The following is a 19,590-nucleotide window of genomic DNA, read 5'->3' as shown; positions in this document are numbered from 1 at the left end:
CCGGAGCTTGACGCCCAATGATTGCGCCTTTAGCTTGGAATCGTTCCGGCAGAATGAATTCAATCCATCGATTCGATATCAATCCAACTATTCTGGCGAGTGTCCTCTATGTCATCCGGTAAGCCCCTAGCCTTTGATCTACAAAAGTTGATCTCGACCCTGATCGGGCAGGGGTCGCAGCGAGCAGCAGTCACCGAGGTCGATGAAAAGGCCGCGGGAGCACCTACCACGATCCGACTGTCACCCGAGGCGCGAACGTTCTTTGCGGCTCACGCAGAAGCCTTCGGTCAGATGTCGATGTCTTCTTTCATCGCGATGACGTTAGAAGGCGTTATGCGTGAAACGCAAGCGAGCGATAGGGACCAACCCCACCTGCAGATGAAGCGGCAGATCGAGTTGACGCGCGACCGCATCCTTCATGTCTTTCGAGTGCATGGGTACGAACCCCAGGAGATTGCTGAGTTCCTAAACGACTTTGGTGTCTCAGTCTCGACGTTGCACGACGAGAAAGCATTTCTGGATTTGCTGACCGACCCCCTGATCGATCGAGTTCGCCGCCACTTCCATGTACCAGCAGGTTGGTTAGGGGATGGGCCGGCCTACGGTTACCCACCTCCTGTACGCAATTGGTACAAGGGTACGGAAGGCGCCATCGCTCGGCTTGTCGCATTAGCTAAAGCTGGCCGCCGCCCCAAAGTTCTGATTGTCCGGAATCGTCGCGCTAAATTCGCAAACGCTTTTGAGCAAGGAGACAAAGCAGCGACCGAGCCCGTTGGCATCGTCATAGCCAAGGAACATCGCCTCCACCACCGGACTCATACGCTCTATGAAACGTGGGAATTCCAACGGTGGAATTACGATAAATGCCGGCACTATCTCAAGGCTCTGATTGAGTGGATCGAGCGTCAAAGGAATTCGCCTTCTTATCACGATCGCATCTACATTCAAGGCATCTCGCTTGAGCCGGCCTTACTCGAAAAGCTGGAGCGAGGCCAGCTACTTCCGACCGAAGTTTTGGCCATGGATCGGCAGGATGGATCAACAATCTGGTATCCAGAGGATCTGATGGACCCAGAACGGTCTGACGAGGCTGCGGAGATCAGCTTCGTCCGTGAACACTATTGCAAAGAAGACGTGTTCCAGAAGTACCTGGACGCTTTGATCAATCCGGACCACGAGCCGGCGCATCGGCACGACGAAAGAGATTTGTAGCCGACGATCTCAAGCTAATTGCTACGACTGCACGGCTATCCGGCCGTCCGCCAAGTTACAGATGGGCCGCCTATGGGCGGCCTTATTTTTGCATACACGATTCGTCTGAGCTGAGGCGACTTTCTTATATCAAGCGCAAGTGCCTCTTCCAGGCCGGCACGACGTACGTCCACATACGATCATTTGGCGTTCCTTCCTAGCATGACTCTTCAAACTGGCATTGCTACCGACTGTTACGAATTTCTCAACCGACTTGAAGGCGCGCTCTGCAAAGAGGGTCATGCCTGGGGTCTGCTCTACGCGGGTGCTGGCAACGGCGCGTTGTCGGGAGCGGATGGCGCGGTCGGGGGCTATCGAGGCGGCGCCGCGAGTGTTGCCGAAGGTTTCACGATCACCGCTCTCGATGCTGAGCGCTTTGCGGTCGTGGGCGCGGTCGCGGGCGATTTGGGCGTCGCGCAGGTCGGCCAGGCGTTTGAATCGGATCGGTTGCGCTTTCGCATCAATACCGGTTCCACGCCTTTCGTGGCCGGCGACCGCTTCACGTTGAACACTTCGCCAGCTTGGTCGCTGGTCCGCCGTCAGGGCGTGCGTAACCCCACCTTCCGTACCAGCAATTTCGCCAACACGCCCGCGCTATTTGATAACGCTGTGGACACCTGGGCCACGCGCGCGGTAGCCGATCTGCCGGCGTGGGCGACGATCGAAATGATTGGCGCTGCCTCAGTCAAAGCGCTGTCGATCGGCATCGGCGATAGCGGTGGCCGTGGACCGGCCGCTTTCGAACTGCAGCGCTCCGACGACGGCGCGGCCTGGGCGCGCGTGCAGGCGTGGACGGGCCAGACTTGGCTGTCCGCGCGCGCGCGTCGGACGTTCGTGGTCAACGGCGATTCGGCGCCGGCTCGGTTCTGGCGCGTGCTGATCACCGCGACCGCGGGCGCTGGGCCGCTGGAATGCAACGACGTATCGTTCCACACCGATCTCAATGCCGACTACGAGCTAGAGGATCGCGCGCAGTGGATCGTGAAGGCGCCGGGTCTGGATGGCCGGCAGTCGATCTTCATCGGCGCGGAGCTGTTCGAAGAACCCGCACGAGCGGCGTACAACCTGAACTGGTACGGCTTTCGTAGTCACAACCCGCTGCTGAGCCTGCGCAGTCAGGTCAACAACAGCGGACTGCGGCATCTGCCCCTGCGCAACGGCCCCTTCGCGTACTGGCTGGCGATTAACGGCCAGCGCGTCGTTATCGTTGCCCGCATCGGCACGGTCTATGTCAGCGCCTATTTGGGATTTGCAACCGCCTACGAGCCGCCGTCGATCCATGAGTACCCGTTGATTATTGGTGCCTGCGGTTCGGCCGAGAACGGCACGCCCGATGCGACCGATGCCAACTTCCGCGGCTTCTTCGATCCGGGACGCTTCGGCCTGGCGGCGAACTATCCCGACAACGTATGGCGATTGCACTGCAACCGATACGCGTCTGGCGCAAACGACTACGGCGACACCGATTACGCCAAGGTCTATCCCAGCGCGATGTCCACCGCCGGGGATCGCCCCTATCTGCGCGACAACCTCGACGGTTCGTCACCGCTGTTCCCGCTGATCCTGGGGGCTGCTGCACAACCGCGCCACGGCTGGGGCGAGTTCGATGGCTGCGCATGGACGACTGGATTTTCGACTGCCTCGGAGTCACGCATCGAGCACGACGGCGCTACGTGGCTCGCATTCCAGAGCGCCTTCCGCATCTCGCCCGATAACTATTTCGCTTTGAAGATGGACTAATGGCTTACGCAACTTCGGCGGCGAATGACCCCAATGAGCTGCTCGACAAACTGCGACTGTTCGCCCAAGGCGCCGGCTGGACCATCGACGGGCTGCGCGATCGCGCTGCGGGTGTCGGCAAGGCGTTGAGCCTGCACGTCGGAGATTTCCACGCCACGTTCCTGTCCCAGCTCACCGGCGGCGACGGCAACAGTCCGCCGCCATTCCTGGGTGCATTCGGCCATACCGGTTACGAGACCAATGCGAGTCCCGATGTGCAAGCCGACGCCAGCGCGGTGTGCTGGGCCAACTACGTCCAAGGGCCTTACAGCGCCGTGCATTTCTTCGGTCGCACCGCGCCGCAACCCTACCTGCACATCGTGCTGGAGACGCAGGCCGGCACGTTCAAGCACTTCGGTGCCGGCCGCCTGATTACGGCGGGGGTCGTCACTACCGGGCAGTACGTCTACGGCAATCAGTGGTACTACTCCAACAACTACATCAACAACGCCGATTCGCCGTATCACAGCGTCGCGTTCGATGACACGTACTACAACTACACCGCGCCGAGCACACGCGTGCGGGCCGACTACGAAGGGATCGCACCGCGCTGGCAGGCGGTGATGGGTGATTCCACCGATGCGCGTCGGCTTCTCTGTGGCTGGCGCGGTAAGGCTGCACCGATCAACCTGCTGAAGGAAACCGGCCACAGCACGCTGACGGGTCGGGCACCGGGACAGCCGCTGTGGTGCGCGGTGCCACGCGGCGCCGGACTGTACTCGGACATCGGCCATCCGGCCGATCTGCGTTTCATCCGGCTCGACAGTTACGCCCCCGGCGAGGAACTCGCGCTGGGCACCGACCGCTGGAAGGTGTTTCCCGTCCACCGCAAGAATGGACCGCCCGGCACGCCCAACAGCGGCGTGTACGGCTACGCCTACCGCATCACCGAGTAAACCCACCGACCATGCTCTGGCCCGCCCTTTGGCCGCTGACCTTCAGCGGTCAGGGCGACTATTTCAAATCGCCGCCGTTCTGGGACGGCCGGCCCAGTGGCGCACTCGGCGCCGCGCCCGGCTTCGGGCCGCGTACCGTCGATGTGCCCGGCCATGTGGCCGACCGCCGTGTTGGCGCGCCGCAGGCGATGTTCGGCGACGACTTCTTCGATCGTATCCACGTCGCACCGCAGGTGCTGAACCTGGGCAACGTCAGCAGCGTGCAGCAACGCGCGGTGCGCGTGTGGAATGCGTACCGCGCCCGCGCGCTGACGTTGACCGATGCGGCGCTGTCGGACGGCGAAGGCATTGTCCTGACGGCGCCGGGCACGCCGCCGTTGCCGTTCGCGCCGATGTCAGAGCGAACGTGGCAGATCGCGGTCGGCACCGATGGCCCGCCAGTGATCTCCGCGACGCTGTCCTTCCGGTTCGACGGATTCGCCGCGATCCCGGTCGTTATCACTGGCCAGCGCATCGTGGCCTGGGCCTTCGTGCCTGATTGGTCGCGGGGCGTGTTGGAGCGGCTGGCGTGGAAGACCGACATTTTGACCAGCCCGGCCCAAGTTGAGCAGCGCCGCGGTCTGCGCTCGGCGCCGCGCCGGTCGTTCGAAGCGACCATGATCGTGGACGGACGCGAGCGGATGTTGCTGGATCTGGCCGTGTTTGGCTGGGGCGGTCGCACGTGGGCGCTGCCGATCTGGCCGGATGTCCAGTGGCTATCGAACGAACATGCACTTGGGGTGCGGGTGATCGCCTGCGACCCTAGTCATCGCGACTTCCGCGTCGGCGGTCTGGTGCAGCTGCGCGGCAAGACCGCGTTCGATGTCGAGGTCGCAGAGGTCGAGGCCATTGGCGGCGCGTCGATAACGTTGCGGCATCCGACCACGAAAGCATGGCCGCGGGGCACACGCCTGTACCCGGTTCGTACCGCGCGACTGGCCGAACCGCCCAAAGTCACGCGCCTGACGGATCAGGCGGCCTCGGTCCGTGCGCGATTCGATGTGGTCGAAGCCTGCGAGTGGCCGGTGATCACGGACGCGCCGATGTACCGCGGATACCCGGTCCTGACGCAGCGCCCCGATGAGACCGAGTCGCTGTCAAACGGTTGGCAGCGTGCGTTGCTGACGCTCGACAACGAGTTCGGTCGCCCCTTCGTGCTAGACCCAGCGGATTGGGCCGCGGTATCGCAGGCGCATGCCTGGCGCATGCACGGCCGCGTCGAACGCGCCAACGTCCGCTCCTGGCTGTACACCCTGCGTGGGCGGCAAGCCGCGGTCTGGCGGCCGACCCACGCTGACGACCTGGTCTTGGTCGCGAACGTCGCCGGCACCGCGACCGCAATGGACGTGGCCAACGTCGGGCTGGCCCGGTTTGCGGGGCTGCGGCCAGGTCGGCGCGACGTGCGGATTGAGCTGCGGGACGGGCAGGCGTTCCACCGCCGGATTACGGCAGCGGTGGCACTGGACGACGACGTCGAGCGCCTGACGGTCGATGCCGCGCTCGGTGTCGATCTGCGCACGCGCGACGTCCTGCGAATCAGTTTCCTGGTGCTCAGCCGCGGCGACAGCGACGAAGCCGAAATCGAGCATCACACCGACAGCGACGGCGCCGCCGACGCTTCCATCGTCCTGCGCGCTGTGCGCGATCCCGATACCGACACGCCCATTCCCGTATGACCTTCGAACAACTGGAACGATCGACCGCAGCAGGCAATCCGCAGCGGCTGTACGAGTTCGTGCGCGGTGCAAAGCGCTGGCGCTACACCGGCGGCGACCGCGACTACGCGCTCGATACGCAGGTCTACGGTGCCGTCGCCATCCACGACGACGGCATCCGCCAGTCCGGCCATACCGCCAGCGACATGCTGACGATCACCGCGCCTGGCGATTTCGAGGTGGCGCGGTTGTACCGCGGTCTGCCGCCGTCGAGCGAGGTCGCCGTCGTAGTGCGCGATGTCCACGAAGGCGATGGCGATGCGCGCGTGGTCTGGATGGGCCGCATTGCAGGCGTCAACCGGCCCACGCTGCAAAGCACCGAGGTGCGCTGCCAATCGCTCGACGCCGCGCTCGGACAGCCGGGTTTGCGGCTGGCATGGACGCGTGGCTGCCCTTACACGCTCTACGACCGCAACTGCGGCGTCAATCCCGAGTCGTTCCGTGTTCCGGCGTCGTTGACGACGCTCGCCGGCAACGTAGTCACGGCCGGCATCTTCAGTCAGTACCCGGGCGGTTGGTTCGCGGGCGGGTTTCTGGCCTGGGATCTGGGCGAGGCGGGACTGGAGCGGCGAGGCATTCGATCGCATATCGGCGAACGCTTGGTGCTCCTGGGGGCCGGCGATGGCCTGCGTGTCGGCCAAGCCGTCATCGCGTATCCCGGTTGCGGCCGGTCAATGACGATCTGCCACAGCAAGTTCAACAACGCCCCGAACTACGGCGGCGCACCGGGTCTGCCCGGCAAGTCGCCGTTTGACGGCACGCCTTTGTTTTAGCGCCTGACATGCGCGCGGCGACAGCCGCCCTCCTTTGGATTACATCTCATGAACATCTGGGTCCAGCTCGCGATCTGGGTTATCAGTTATTTCGTCTCGGCCGCCGCACGGCCGAAGGCGCCGCAGGCCAAGCCGGCAGCCTTCGGCGATTTCCAGTTTCCCCAGAGCACCGAAGGCACGCCGCAGGCGGTGGTATTCGGCGATGTCTGGACGCCGGACTGGATGGTGCTCGGTGTCGGTCAATACCGGACGCAGCCGATCAAGCAAAAGGGCGGCAAGAAGTGATCGTGACCTTGGATCATCTGCGCCGCGCACCGGGCTTCGGGGCGCGGCCGGGCTACTGCGCCCAAGGTGGGCGCGAGTGGTTCGCCTACTACGGCTTGGATTGGAGCGCGTTCGTTCGCGACGGAATCGACGCCGACATCATCGAAGCGACCGGCGATGCGTTGGGTCTGCACTTGGTCGCATTCGCGCGTGTGGAGGCAGCGCGTGGGTAGCAGTAAAAAGCAGACGGTCGGACACCGCTATCTGTTCGGGCTGCACATGGGCTTGTCGCGCGGCCCGCTGGACGAGCTGGTCGAGATTCAGGTCGGAGATCGCGAAGCCTGGAAAGGCTCGATCACCAAGACCGGCCGCATCTTTATCAACAAGCCCGACTTGTTTGGTGGCGATAAGGGCGAAGGCGGGATCAAAGGCTGGCTCGACGTGCTGATGGGCGAGGCCGCCCAAGCGGTGCTGCCGGCGCTGGGCGCGCTGCACGGTGTGCCGACGCCCGCGTTCCGTAACGTCACCACCCAATACTTCGACGGTCAGATCGCGGCCAACAATCCGTATCCGAAGCCGTGGAAAATGCGCGTGCGTCGCGCGCTGATGGGGTGGGACGGCGCGCCTTGGTATCCCGACAAGGCGGTGATCTGGCTCGCCAACAACGCCATCCGCGCCATGAACCCGGCGCACATCCTGGTCGAGTGTTTGACCAACCGGGATTGGGGACGAGGGCTGGATCGCGGTGTGCTGGACGAAGCGAGCTACCGCGCCGCAGCCGACACGCTGCATGCCGAAGCCTTCGGTCTTTGCCTGAGGTGGAACCGACAGTCTTCCATCGCCGACTTCATGCAGGTGGTCATTGATCACATCGGAGCGGCGCAGTACACCGACCGTTCAACCGGCCGCCTGACGCTCAAGCTACTGCGCGACGATTATCGGAACGAAGACCTGCCGGTGTTCGACTACGAGTCGGGCCTGCTGGCGATCGAGGAAGACGAAGGCGGGGCGCAGGACGGCGCGATCAATCAATTGATCGTGACCTGGTACGACCCGATCAAGGACGAAGAGCGCCAGATCCGGGTCGAGGACCTGGCCGGCATTCAAGCGACCGGTGGCGTCGCGTCCAGCAACACCCAGTACAAAGGACTGCCCACAGCAGAGCTGGCCGGGCGGGTGGGCATGCGCGATCTGACCATCGCTTGCTCGGGCCTCAAGCGACTGAAGCTGCGCTTCGACCGCCGCGGCGGCATCCTCGCGCCCGGTAGCGTGTTCCGCATCCGCGATCCCTTCCGGGGCCTGGACAACCTGGTTCTGCGAGTCGGTACCTTCGATGACGGCAAGCTGGTCGAGGGGGCGATTACCGTCGCCGCGGTGCAGGACGTGTTCGGGCTGCCGGCGACGGCGTATCTGGAGCCGCAACCGCCGGTGTGGACCCCGCCCGATCGCATTCCACAGCCCTCGCCGAACCGGCGGTTGATCGAGGCGAGCTACCGGGATCTGGCGACGACGCTCAACGCCGCGGCGCTCGCCGCCGTTCCAGCCGATGTCGGCGCAGTGCTGGCCGTGGCCGAGCAAGCGACCGGCTTGGCGCTGAACTACGTGCTGACCACGCGGGTGGGCAGTGGCGAGTACACCGAGGCCGGTGTCGGCGATTGGTGCCCGACAGCAGTGCTCGCCGATGTCATGACCGCCACCACGCTCGCCGTGCAGCTGGCGTCAGGCCTGGGACTGGATCAGGTCGCCGCCGGCACCGCCGCGTTGATCGAGGACGAGGTGGTGCGGGTTGTCGCTATCGATCCGCAGGCGCAGACCGCGACGTTGGCGCGCGGGTGCGCCGACACGGTGCCGGTACCGCACGCGGTCGGAGCGCGCATCTGGTTCTACGACGACTTTGCCGCCAACGATCCGACCGACTACAGCGTCGGCGAGACCGTGCAGGCCAAGCTGCTGACGCGAACGTCCAGCGCGCAGTTGGACCCGGCACTGGCGCCCGTGGATATGATCAAGCTGGTCCAGCGGCAGGTGCGACCGTACCCGCCGGGCGACCTGAAGCTCAACGGCCAACGGTATCCGGCATCGATCGACGGCGACCTGGCTCTGTCCTGGGCACACCGCGACCGTAAGCTGCAGGCCGATCAACTGGTCGACCACGGCCAAGGATCGATTGGTCCGGAAGTGGGCACGGCTTACGTCGTGCGGCTACTGGATGCCATCGCCGGAACGGCGCTGGACAGCCCGGCGGCGATCACGGGCACGAGCCACACCTCGCCGCTCAAGGGGGCACACCGGGTGCGCGCGGAGATTGGTGCGACGCGCGATGGGCTGACCAGCTGGCAGAAAGCTGCACACACCTTCGACTTCAAAAACGGCCTGCTTCGCACCGAGGTCGGCGACGACCTGGTGATCGAGGCGGGCGACTTCATTGTGGAGGATTGACCATGGCGAATCAGAAACTCTCGCAACTGCCGGCGGCGGCGACGCTCACGGGCACCGAACTCATCCCGATGGTGCAGGCGGGCCAGACCCGAATCGCCACGGCTGTGGCCGTGGCTGATCTACGCAAAGGCGCTTGGCAAGTGCCGACACTCACCTCCCCATGGTCGAACTATGGCGACGCGTTTGCGGCCGCGGGGTACCGTAAGGACGGCGGCCGGGTACAGCTGCGTGGGCTGGTGAAAGGTGGCGCAGGCGGCAGCATCGTCCTCACTCTGCCGGCGGGTTTTCGTCCTCCCGCGCAGCAGGTATTCATCGCAAACTGCGACGCCGCGTCACCGGCCCGCGTGGATGTACGAAGCAATGGCGACGTACTGCTCTCGCAGCCTGCGTCTGGAACGCTGGGCTGGCTGTCGCTGGATGCTATTGGCTTCTTCGCCGAGTAGCCCACAATCCGCAGCCCGCCGGCCCCCATCGGCCGGCGGGTAGTCTCCTCCACCGCAGTTACCGCTCTGCCAACGGGGGCTTCGTCGGCGGGCGGAAGACTTTTTCAGCTTGGGATGGCGTGAGGGGTGATCGGCAGGCCGATCCAGTAGCTCGCCGCGTAGGATGGCCACGTCGCGCGGAGCCGTCAGACCGAAGCGAACCTCGCCGCCGCGGCTCACGCGCAACACGCGAACCTCGATCTCTTCGCCGATCAACAACGCTTGCATTGGTAAGCGCGATAGCACCAGCATCAGCGCACCTGCCACAGGCTAGGAGATTGCAGGACGTAATCCTCGCAAGCATCCCTAATCTGGATGCTCGCATTGGACCATCGAAGCAATGCGTCGAGGTCGTCGGGCGTCATGAAGCGCATGACACATTCGTTCTCGCCACCGATTCGTGGTGCCCATACTTCGGCGGCTACTCCATAGGTCAAGTGATGGTGGCGCGCACGCGCCGTGGCGGCGGCAATGCACGCTTCGCGCGTGGCGAACGGAACATAGTTCTCGACGCCGTCGGCTACTACGCGCCAATTCAACGACCCGCGATAGACAACCTGAAAGATCACGGACGGCACGGTTACCATCCCTCGTACTCCTTTAGGACGCCGATCCGACGAACGAATCCGTCACCGATCCACTGCGGAAAGTAGGAGCGCCCCAGCATTTGATCGGGATGCATGAACAGACTTCGCATCTCGCGCTCTTCGGCGCCGCTCAGATCCGGGAACAGTGCCCAAAAGCTGAGGTCGATGACCTCGTGGCTCGGCAAGGTGAGCCACGCATGGAGACTGACGCGCGCACCCGGCGCGATTCCGGTGCGCAACATCTGCTCAAGACCTTCTATCGGCGTACAGCACAGCCGCTGCCCATTCTGACGAACGTAGCCGAGCGTATAGGCCAGCGGCACCTTCAGTTCCGCCTCCAACATCGTTCGAACCGCCGCAGTGATGCCAAAGCGCTGCGTGGTGACGATGTCCTCGCTGAGGTGGCCAATGGCGCGGTGCAGTTGCCAACGAACCGCCGCAATAGCGGTCGGTGACGCGTAGCGCACCGGCAACGGCTCCATCGCAGGTGGACGCAACCCCCAGAGGATCGAGCGCGCCTGGGCCGCCACGAATGCGGCTTCGTAACAACCGGCAGCGTGCTCCCCCGATCTGCTGGGCTTTCGAACAAAAAACCGGCGTAACCAATTCGGCAGCAGGGGATGCATATACGCCGGTGACTCAAATCGGGACACAAAGCGCTCCTAGCCGCCCTTTGTGGGGCGGTGCGGCTGAGGTCGGGTTGGGGAAAAAGAGCAGGCTTACGCGGTGCGGGCGGCCTGCGTCCGATTTTGTTCTACGCTCTGCTGCTCCTGGCTCGCCGTCTGTTTCTGCTCAGCTGCGGCCAACTGCTGGAACGAGGTCTCGACCGGGATCTGTGCCGCCACTGCCGTGTTCACCGAGGCGCGCTTGTGCGTCGGGTCATGCAACTCGCCCTCAACGGCGAACACATCAATGCCGGCAGCGGTGCTGCGGCCAGGAACGACATGGTTCACTTGATCCAGACCGCTTTGCTGAGCCTTGACGAGCAGCGCCGCAGCAGTGCGCTGGCCACTTTCATCGAACTGGTGGCCGTGCGACGCGTAGATCTTCTCGATGCCGGCATGGATGGTGCCGTGCATCGGGTGCTGCGGATGATCGGGATGTCGCGGGTCGTACGAATTGCCCCTACTCGTCGGCAGCGCGCCGTGCGCGTCTTTGAACGGACTCTCGGGTTGCTTCTCGGGCAGGTGACGCCCGATCTCATCTGCGATCCCCATGGGCCCACGCAGGATGGCCGATCCGATTGATGCCCCTTCACGTAAGGTCCAAATATCATCACGGAACTTATCGATCATCGCTTCAAATCGATGCGCGTTGATCTTCGTTTCGGGGTCGCGCAGGACCGACATGTCCTTCGCTCCCCCCGGCCCTTCATCGCGGAAGTTGTGGAGGCTGTGCGACAACGCACCAGACGCGAGGGCGACTGGCAAGTTCCGTTGGTCCGTTATCCTTGCGTCGTTATTGGCATAGCCCGCGACCGACAGCGTATTGACGTCATGCCGGCTAGCGTAAACTCGGACCTCACCAAAATGCTGGCTGCCGGAACTTACGAAATCAGCTGCCATGACGTGGTTAATGACTTGGTGACCGCCTTCGGGAATACGCAAATTGAGATCGGCCGCCCCGTAAGGGTTGAAGGTTTCGCCTCGTAGGCCGAGCTTGGCCGCGGTGATCTGGGCTAAGCATCCTCCCAGCGAATGGCCAGTCACCGTCACTGAGACGCTTTGTTGGCGACCGAGCTCTACGGCTTTCGCGGTAAAGGCAATTGCATCCTCAGCTTGCGCATTAACACGTTGCGCGACCATTCCACCATCCGCACTCGCCACATCTTGGATAAATTGGCGGGTAAATTCGGTGCCCCTATGCGCTACCACAATCTCCTTGGTTCCTTCACGCTGAAGGATTAGACCTTGGTAGCCAGAACGAGTATCTGCTTCTGCCAATACTGTGTACTTGACTCCGTCGATCTCCTTTATCCGCTTACCTTCGCTATCCGCCTTGGGCGGATCGTAGGCGGCCTCGCTGAGTTCCGCATAGTGAGCGCTACTGATCGTCATAGCCCTAGTCCTTGGCGGTCGCGGTTAACGTGATGGTGAAAGAGTTGCCCGGATCAAATCGCCCTACAGATCGCAGGGTTTCCTCCGTTAGGCCAGATTCTCCGCTCGGATACATGGTGGAATCCAATCTCCGTGGCGGGTCGAAATAGGGTTTCCGAGGAACGTACAACACAACCGGCTTCCCACTTTTCAGTTGGGCTTCGGATAAGGATGCGTGGAAGCCAAGGAAGTCAGGACTTCGAGACTTGGCTACCGTGATTCCCGCGCTCTGAACGAGCCAGTTGCAAATCCCCTTCCCGAAGTAGTCCTTAGACACCATTCCATCGAGATACACATCGAATGAGTACTCGGTTGGCGACAACACATTGACCCCACTCTCGACACCGGCAGTATCAGGCGTGGGGAATACTCCGGTGAACGGCTCAGCATCCGGCATGCATTCTTTCGTCGGGCCAATTTCATATTTCACGCTCGCGGTAGCGATGCTGAACCGGCCTGGCGCGTCATCAATCTTCGCGACGACGTTGTATCGTTGCTTTGGATTGCTGCTGCGCTCGTAATTAGGGTTCCTGACGGCATTTGAACAACTTGCTAGTAGCACAGCTAACATTGTGCCAGCGGTGGCTCTGAGGGCATTTGATTTCATGTGATTGTTCAACCGAAAGAGCGACGGCGCATCGGAACGCTCTGCGCAACAATTCATAGGTCGACTTTGCACGACGGCGGCACGCTTTGCAGTTGTTTCAGCTCTGCGCGTAGCGCCTTGTGAGAATGCAAGAAGGCAAGGGAGTACGCGGCGGACATCCCAACGAGTACGGAGTAGCCTGCCAAGGTGATTGGCAGCACGTACTTCACGTTCAGCACCATCGCCCATGTGAACTGAAGTCCTGTAATGATCCACGCTACAAGCGCGCCGAGAGCTAGTCCTCTAGCTCGCCGTCGTGTTGGCGCTACAGCGGGGACTCTGATGCTTCCCCACTGGCTCGCCAGATGGTGATAGAGCCAAATCGCTAGGCCAGTTCGTAGCCAAGCGAGCCAAGCATGGCAACACGCCGAACCGATAGCTGCGATCCAAACAATCGGTGTGAGCAAATCCATTTGAAGCTTCGATGCAACGGCAGCAACGCCGAGCGAGAGGAGCATGGAGACAGGTGCCACTACCGCAGCGCCGCCGACCAAGTCCGTATCACTGGGGCAGTGTTTAGCATTTGGAATCATTTCATTGAATCTCTCGACTGAATCGAAGCGCGCACGGCTTTCGCTGTACTGACGAGACGGTCAACGCCAAGCTATCGAGCCACCTTCACTGGCAGGCTGCAGGCGCTGTAATAAACAGCACATAGCTGCCCGTTGCTAGCTTTCTGGCAACCTTGAAGGCTGTCGCTTTCTGCCGTCCGCAGATCCGTGGCTCTAGCCACTGTTGAATCTGAATCGCTTGTCGCGATCGATACGCACTGATTTCCATAGGTAAAGGAAGACGCACAGTCCGCGCCTCCTTTCTTCTTGCAGTCGGCAATAGCTGATTTTGCCGCTCTCTTCTCGGTGGCCTCATTGACGCTGACACCGAAAATACCGGTCTTGTCGTTCGCAACAGCCCCCCAGCGGTTTGCCCAACGTGGCTCAGGTGCCGTAGGAATTGGCACGCAACTTGCCATTGACCGGGCAGTGCCTTCGGGTTCGGTCATGAGCCCAGGCATCTGACCCGGCGGACAGCCGCCCTCGCCACGAGCTACATGTGATAGCACTAAAAGCAGCAAGGTCGTTGCAAGCAGTAATCTGTTCACTGTTAGTCCCTCGTGTCCTTCTTCTTTATTTCGTTAGCGTGCGCCGGTTGCGATTCCGTCATCGTTCGCACGCTATTTTGGTTATGTCGTACTGGCGGTAGATCAATCTGATCCCTGGGTTGTACAGGCGCAGGCGGCGATGCTGAAGTGGAAGTAGTGCCGGTAGTGCCGGTCTGGGCATATCTGCCGAAAGCAGAGGCGCTCATCGCATTGCCAATTTGCGCTTGGAAGAAATGAGCCGCCAGTGGAGGCGCACCGATGATGATTACCGTCATGATCATCCCAACGCCTCCTTGCTGCATGGCTTGATTTGTGATGCCCTCGGTTGCGGCTCCGGGAATGTTGACGAGTTTAGCAACCCACATGAACACCGCAATTCGAACGGTCAGATCCAATAGTAGGTTAGCGACAAAGCTCAGCACGGCCATCGAGAATAGGGTGCCAAGTCCGTACTTCAACCAATTCATGAAAAAAGCCCTAGTGGCTGGAAATGCTAGAGCAAATATGAAGATAGGCCCGAGACCAATCCAAAGATTGATCGCAATTGTCCAAAGCAGAAGCATGGAGCCTGCCGCGATCGCAGGAGCCGCAGAGCCCACGGTCGCCCACGCCTTTGCACTGCGCTTTTCCTCCTGCAGTTCGGGATCCGCCTCAAGAAGCTGGACGCCATCAATTGCTGTCATCGCTAGCTGTACGACAGCCAGCGATTTATCAATGCTGTTTGCTGTGGTCTGATCCTTCTTGCCCGTGACAAGTTCGTGGATTGCCTTATCCATATCCTTGGTCAGGAAAGAGTTCAACGAAATGTTGTTCACAGCCATCGTGGTCGCAACGCCGAAGGCCATGGCGATCCACGCGCCTTTCTGAATTGTCCCCATCATCGATTCCTGAGCACCGCTGAGGATTCGATAGCCTTGGAAGAGCAGCCAGAGCGTGACAAAGCTGAGCCCGACGCCGCCGACAAAGGCCATCGAGCGTCCCATAAGTGCCAGTCCGAAGTCCTCGACCCGAGTCGTAATCCATCCGCTGATGAGGCGAAACAGGGCGTAGTCGGACAAGCCGCTTTGCGACGAAGGCGAGAGCCAGTGAAGTAGATCCAGCGGGGTGTTCAACAAATCCATTGCGATGTGTCCGTCTGAAAGATGAATGAGCGGCTCATTGGCCCAGAGCTGACTTGATCACGTCGGTGGGGACGATGCCGTCCAGCGCACCCTTCTTGCCGCGCAGCGCACGCTTCGCGAGTCGAGTGTGATCCCACTTGAGCGCGGCAATGTAGTCGTCGTAGGCCTTCATGCGGGCCTGCCAATAGTCCAACTCCAGTTGGTTGCGGGCGACGAAGCGATAGGCTTCGTTGTCATTAGCCGCTAGTGCCCCCTGGCTACCACTGACGCTGTCGCGTTGACCTTCGATCTGTGCGAACTCGCGACTGCGCTGCATCAACGTGCGGAGCATGTTCACCGACTCGTTGTACTTCATGTTCTCGGCATAGACCATGCGCTGACAAATCGCTAACTGCTCGTCTACGACGTTGCCTTCAAGCTTTGGCATCGCTTGCCGGAAAGCCTTGGTCAGTTGGTCTCTGATGCCTCTGCCGGGCCCCGGACACATATCCTCCATGCCGTAGTCGGCTGGCCGCGCCGGAAAGCTGTCCTCCATCTGCGTCTGCCCGAAGCTCAAGCGCTGCAGCTTGATCATCTGCTGCTGATAGTGATTGGCCGTCTCCTCCCAGCGCTTGGCGTTCTTACCGAACTCGACGGCGTCCTTACTGATCTGTTCCAGCTTCGCCATGAAGTTGGTTGGGTCTTTGGTGATCATCTGGGCGCTCACTGGACCGGCAGAGATCCCGATCAATGTGATGACGACTGCTGCAGCCCCCCTGATCGAGCGGTGCTTAGCTCTGCTGCGATTGTTCATTCCCGACTCCACATCCATTTGTGATGTTGCTAACGATGACGTTGCACCTAGCCCTGGGCCTTGGAGGCGGGCGACCTGGTGGCTTTGCCGGCAGCGGCCCTGCGTTTAACGAGAGCCGAGTACACCGCAAGGCTGTTTCGATATGCGACAGCTTCGGCGAGCGATTGCTCTGCGCCACCGTAGGCGGCGTCAAAAAAATACTGGCGAAGGTGCTTGCGTCGCCGATCGATCGCGACGCACCAGCCCTCCGCGTTCGTGATGTCGTTTCGATCGATCCCAAGGAAATCCACGTTCGAACTGGACATCAACTGCGCCGCAACCTCAGCCTCGCGATCCACATCGATCAACTGCATCGTCGGTCGGTTGGTGCGCTTCTTACGGACAGTACGACCAGGCGCGGCCCCACCGGCCAGCCGGTCACGCTCGGCCAACTGGTGTTTTCTTTCGGTAAGCGCCATTGCTAGAGCCGACGCTGCGCCGTAGCTATCGACGCTGAAGTACTTCGTCAGGCTCTTCTTCGATGGCAACAGGGTCCGCGCTTGGTAACCGATGACCCGACCATCCTTCCGGATCCGCGTGATTCCCTTCAGGCCGCCGTGGCGAAAAGCAAACTGAATTCCGATTTCTGTCATGACATACGACCCTCCGTGTCGCGGCATAGGGATACCTTCCACCCCACCGGATTGCAAGTCTTTATTTCGAAAAACGTGCAAAAAAACGGTTCCATTGAACAAACATGACTTTCGTTCAATGGAATTCAGCCGGCCGATTCGTTTCTACCTGAACGAGATGTGTGACACCTCAGAAGCGGGGTCTGGCCATTGAACGAAAGTAACTTGAAAGCTCTAACGGATATCTGGCTAAGTCGCCCCCCGATAATTCATCTAGCCAGGAGGGCGCATGATTCGCTTGCTCATTGTTGATGACCATCCGATGGCGATTGCGGGGCTCAAAGTGTTTCTCGGACCCGCAGCCGGAATCGAAGTGGTAGGTACTGCAGATTCGGTCCCTAGTGCGCTAGCTGCATATGCAGCCTTGAAACCGGATGTCGTCCTTTGCGACTACTACTTGCCGCCGGGGAATGGCCTGCTAGTGGTGAAGCAGCTCATCAGACAGGATCCAGAATGCAAGATCCTTATCGTCTCGTCCGTCGACACGCTTGCAATACCGGCGCAGCTGTTGAGCGCTGGCGCGCTTGGATATGTCGTGAAAGCGTCGGACGGGGCCGTCATGATTCGAGCGGTCAGAAAGGTCGCCAAAGGCCAGCGGTACTTCGATCAACTGCTTGGCGGAGCCTCTTTGTTTGACCACGGCGCGATGGACCGGATCAAAGGGCGCTTGGCGCAGGTTATGAAGCTTCTCGCAGCCGACAAATCCACAAGTGAAATTGCACTCGCGCTCGGGATCAAAGAGGGAACGGTGCGGCGGCACAAGTCGATACTGATGAAGGAACTCCGCATCAAAACCGAAGCCGAATTGGTCGCCATGGCCAAGGTTGCCGGTTTCGGCGACCCCTACTAAGCGTGCCGGGCCGACCGCGGCCTGAAGTTACGCGAGCGTCGGATGCTGACACGCCGCCGCCGGCCACCGACGTTGCCGCCCCTGCGCCTGTGCCTGCCCCAGCGCCATCCGCCACCCCTCGTCAACCGGAGCACGCCGAAACATCCGTCCAGGCAGTAGCGGGGGCAGGTCACTGCGGCGCTGCATTCCAAGCCGCCACCGAACGGGCCGCGCACGCGTCCCGCTTCGCCAGCCCGAAAGCAGCGAGCGGACACAAGAGGACAAGAGGGGACATAGGGGGATCAAGAGAGTTAGCCCCGAGTTGCCTTGGGCGCACCAAACTCCCAGCCTCAACTTTTTCTACGCCTCGTCGCAACGACGAAAAAGGCCTTATTTCCGAGGCTTTTTGCGTTTTCCATTGGTCGGCGAGTTATCCACATAGGGGCTGTTTGGCGTTTTTTTCGCCTCTCTCCGGGCCGTTTTCTCCAGACCTGTGGTCGGCCGACCAATGGGCGCCTATACGAATCAGTGACTTAGCAATGGTCTGAGTCAACAGTTTTTTTGACGTTTTGACCCCAGTGCCCCATCAAACCGCTTGATCCGACCACTGCTCGTGAGACCTAATGCGTCGATAGGAAGGCCCCGACAAGGACAGGTTCCGCTCATGGACAAATGGTTGGTCGTTGCTGGCATCACGAGCGCAACCGCTCTTCTCAGTGGCTGCTCGGGTACCGACTACGCCACCTGTTCTGGACCGACCGTTACTTATCCTGGCGGCAAGTGTGGCGCTCATTATTACCAAGCCGACTACGGCTCAGGTGGCGTCGTTACCCAAGCACTGACAGATTGCGATATAGACTCCCACCGACTGGGCGGCAACGTTGTCGCCTTTCACACGTTGAAGCATGGCATCGGCCTGCGTTGGCTCGACGCAAACACACTGGAAGTTTCAGTTCCGCAAGGTGTCGAACTTGAGGATCAACGGCGCGATGTCATCTATTTGGGTCACTCGCTGAAGTACAAGTATCGGCGCCTTCTGCCCACCAATCCAGAATTCTCTGGGTGCGGTCCAAAAATCCAGACCAAGAATATTTGAATTTGCCTAGGGTGAAGCCGCTTAGCAGCTGGGCCTAATTCTAGCTGGCATTAATTGCACTGGAGACTCTCGTGACTGACCACAGGCCGGATCTGACCTTTCAAGAGTTCGAGCAGCTACTCGTAGGCGCTTTTCTCCCTTATCAATGTCATTTCAGAAGCCTAGATCATGGCGCAGGATTCGGGTTCACACTGACAGCTAATGGAGGCGGAGTGCTGGAGGTTGTCCACCACAATCAAAGGCGCATCACGGACAAACGGGCAAGGTCCGTAATTTCTCAAACGCGCCGGCACTTGTTCGCTTCTGGCCGCAAGCTGATCGCTTGGCGATTCCCGGAACGGGCGGTCGCAACTGCAATCTGACAATCCGGTAAAGCCGAAGCCTCTTCGCGGCTCGACTTGATTCAGGCGCAGCTATCTATGGAAATTTTATGAGTACTTCGGAAACTACGACGCACGACAGGGGGCCATGCCCTTGCGGCAACGGCACTATTATCCAACACGTCACAACGCAGGATAATCCTTGGAGCAGCGCAGACAGTTCCTACTCCATAGATTGCGAAGAATGCCGCAACAAATGGCACCGTGAAAATGAAGCACCCTTTTTCGTCCTTCGCTCAAGTGAGACTGAGCATATTGCTGCTCGACAGCAAGAGGGCGCCGCTTACGCAGCCTTTGATGCGTTGTCGGAACGATTGATCGCAGACTATTTCCTTTCATTCCCCGCAAAGAACAAGGCGCGTGAACACGCTGAGATGGAGCGCCTAAACCTTACGTCAATGACCTACCGCCAGTACTTGGCGCACCGACGTAGCGAAGAGTCAGTCGCATCCGCCTGTGATGGCAGGAGAAATATAGACTGGATTTTGGACCAAGCGGCAGCATGTGGAATGCAGAGCAAGGCTGCGGAACTGCTGGATCGCTATGAGGCGTCAAAGAAATTGTCCTCAGAGGCTGCGCGTCGGATTGAGCGTTGGCGAATTGCATAACAATTGATTCAGGCCGACCGTTCACG

The 19,590-nt window shown here is 60.7% G+C and carries 21 protein-coding genes; 12 read left to right on the top strand and 9 right to left on the bottom strand.

The window, feature by feature from the left end; translation table 11 throughout:
- Positions 1–147 precede the first annotated feature (147 nt).
- The 9 genes from ACTOWJ_RS07655 (at position 148) to ACTOWJ_RS07615 (ending at position 9,599) form a co-directional block, all read left to right on the top strand.
- On the top strand, positions 148–1,212 hold the full coding sequence (locus ACTOWJ_RS07655) for a hypothetical protein (protein ID WP_441334005.1): 1,065 nt from the start codon (positions 148–150) through the stop codon (positions 1,210–1,212).
- Positions 1,213–1,395: 183 nt separating this feature from the next.
- Positions 1,396–2,991, top strand: a complete 1,596-nt coding sequence (locus tag ACTOWJ_RS07650; protein ID WP_441334004.1) for a hypothetical protein — start codon at positions 1,396–1,398, stop codon at positions 2,989–2,991.
- A complete protein-coding gene (locus tag ACTOWJ_RS07645) occupies positions 2,991–3,926 on the top strand; it encodes a hypothetical protein (protein WP_441334003.1) in 936 nt (311 codons plus the stop codon). Before ACTOWJ_RS07650 ends, ACTOWJ_RS07645 begins: the two co-directional genes overlap by 1 nt.
- Before the next feature lie 155 nt (positions 3,927–4,081).
- Positions 4,082–5,641, top strand: a complete 1,560-nt coding sequence (locus ACTOWJ_RS07640) for a hypothetical protein (protein ID WP_441334002.1) — start codon at positions 4,082–4,084, stop codon at positions 5,639–5,641.
- Positions 5,638–6,453 (top strand): phage BR0599 family protein, encoded by an 816-nt coding sequence (locus tag ACTOWJ_RS07635; RefSeq protein ID WP_441334001.1) that lies wholly within the window; start codon positions 5,638–5,640, stop codon positions 6,451–6,453. Before ACTOWJ_RS07640 ends, ACTOWJ_RS07635 begins: the two co-directional genes overlap by 4 nt.
- Positions 6,454–6,501: 48 nt before the next feature.
- Positions 6,502–6,738 (top strand): hypothetical protein, encoded by a 237-nt coding sequence (locus tag ACTOWJ_RS07630; RefSeq protein ID WP_408952099.1) that lies wholly within the window; start codon positions 6,502–6,504, stop codon positions 6,736–6,738.
- Between the two features lie 2 nt (positions 6,739–6,740).
- Complete coding sequence (locus tag ACTOWJ_RS07625; protein ID WP_441334000.1) at positions 6,741–6,950, top strand: hypothetical protein; 210 nt, start codon at positions 6,741–6,743, stop codon at positions 6,948–6,950.
- Positions 6,943–9,156, top strand: a complete 2,214-nt coding sequence (locus ACTOWJ_RS07620; RefSeq protein WP_441333999.1) for a phage tail protein — start codon at positions 6,943–6,945, stop codon at positions 9,154–9,156. The genes ACTOWJ_RS07625 and ACTOWJ_RS07620 overlap by 8 nt, the downstream gene beginning before the upstream one ends.
- 2 nt (positions 9,157–9,158) lie before the next feature.
- Positions 9,159–9,599 (top strand): hypothetical protein, encoded by a 441-nt coding sequence (locus ACTOWJ_RS07615; RefSeq protein ID WP_441334374.1) that lies wholly within the window; start codon positions 9,159–9,161, stop codon positions 9,597–9,599.
- Here ACTOWJ_RS07615 and ACTOWJ_RS07610 read toward each other — a convergent pair.
- The 9 genes from ACTOWJ_RS07610 to ACTOWJ_RS07570 form a co-directional block, all read right to left on the bottom strand.
- Complete coding sequence (locus ACTOWJ_RS07610) at positions 9,489–9,890, bottom strand: carbon storage regulator (protein WP_441333998.1); 402 nt, start codon at positions 9,888–9,890, stop codon at positions 9,489–9,491. The genes ACTOWJ_RS07615 and ACTOWJ_RS07610 overlap by 111 nt on opposite strands.
- The gene (locus ACTOWJ_RS07605) at positions 9,890–10,225 is read right to left on the bottom strand and encodes a hypothetical protein (protein ID WP_441333997.1); all 336 of its coding nucleotides are present in this window, start codon (positions 10,223–10,225) and stop codon (positions 9,890–9,892) included. Before ACTOWJ_RS07605 ends, ACTOWJ_RS07610 begins: the two co-directional genes overlap by 1 nt.
- Positions 10,219–10,851, bottom strand: a complete 633-nt coding sequence (locus ACTOWJ_RS07600) for a hypothetical protein (RefSeq protein WP_441333996.1) — start codon at positions 10,849–10,851, stop codon at positions 10,219–10,221. The genes ACTOWJ_RS07605 and ACTOWJ_RS07600 overlap by 7 nt, the downstream gene beginning before the upstream one ends.
- A gap of 93 nt (positions 10,852–10,944) precedes the next feature.
- Positions 10,945–12,282: an XVIPCD domain-containing protein gene (locus tag ACTOWJ_RS07595; RefSeq protein WP_441333995.1), complete on the bottom strand. Its 1,338-nt coding sequence runs from the start codon at positions 12,280–12,282 to the stop codon at positions 10,945–10,947.
- A 4-nt stretch (positions 12,283–12,286) separates the two neighbouring features.
- Entirely contained in the window at positions 12,287–12,928 is a 642-nt protein-coding gene (locus ACTOWJ_RS07590; protein WP_441333994.1) for a hypothetical protein, read from the bottom strand.
- A gap of 643 nt (positions 12,929–13,571) precedes the next feature.
- Complete coding sequence (locus ACTOWJ_RS07585) at positions 13,572–13,937, bottom strand: DUF4189 domain-containing protein (RefSeq protein ID WP_441334362.1); 366 nt, start codon at positions 13,935–13,937, stop codon at positions 13,572–13,574.
- Positions 13,938–14,068: 131 nt separating this feature from the next.
- Positions 14,069–15,187: a type IV secretion system protein gene (locus tag ACTOWJ_RS07580; protein ID WP_441333993.1), complete on the bottom strand. Its 1,119-nt coding sequence runs from the start codon at positions 15,185–15,187 to the stop codon at positions 14,069–14,071.
- A 34-nt stretch (positions 15,188–15,221) separates the two neighbouring features.
- On the bottom strand, positions 15,222–15,980 hold the full coding sequence (locus ACTOWJ_RS07575; protein WP_441333992.1) for a hypothetical protein: 759 nt from the start codon (positions 15,978–15,980) through the stop codon (positions 15,222–15,224).
- 47 nt (positions 15,981–16,027) lie between these two features.
- Complete coding sequence (locus ACTOWJ_RS07570; protein WP_441333991.1) at positions 16,028–16,612, bottom strand: hypothetical protein; 585 nt, start codon at positions 16,610–16,612, stop codon at positions 16,028–16,030.
- A 268-nt stretch (positions 16,613–16,880) separates the two neighbouring features.
- Between ACTOWJ_RS07570 and ACTOWJ_RS07565 the strand changes: the two genes are divergently transcribed.
- The 3 genes from ACTOWJ_RS07565 to ACTOWJ_RS07555 all read left to right on the top strand — a co-directional run bounded on the left by ACTOWJ_RS07565 (position 16,881) and on the right by ACTOWJ_RS07555 (position 19,564).
- Positions 16,881–17,501, top strand: a complete 621-nt coding sequence (locus ACTOWJ_RS07565) for a response regulator (RefSeq protein WP_441333990.1) — start codon at positions 16,881–16,883, stop codon at positions 17,499–17,501.
- A gap of 643 nt (positions 17,502–18,144) precedes the next feature.
- Positions 18,145–18,576, top strand: a complete 432-nt coding sequence (locus ACTOWJ_RS07560; RefSeq protein ID WP_441333989.1) for a hypothetical protein — start codon at positions 18,145–18,147, stop codon at positions 18,574–18,576.
- Between the two features lie 430 nt (positions 18,577–19,006).
- Positions 19,007–19,564 carry a hypothetical protein gene (locus tag ACTOWJ_RS07555; RefSeq protein ID WP_441333988.1) on the top strand — a complete coding sequence of 186 codons (558 nt, stop codon included), beginning with the start codon at positions 19,007–19,009 and terminating at the stop codon, positions 19,562–19,564.
- The last annotated feature ends 26 nt before the right edge of the window (positions 19,565–19,590 follow it).

The sequence above is a fragment of the Lysobacter sp. CA199 genome, assembly GCF_052078715.1.
Taxonomy (GTDB): domain Bacteria; phylum Pseudomonadota; class Gammaproteobacteria; order Xanthomonadales; family Xanthomonadaceae; genus Lysobacter.
Note: the sequence above shows the minus strand (reverse complement) of the source record. Positions and strands in the feature narration are given on the sequence as shown.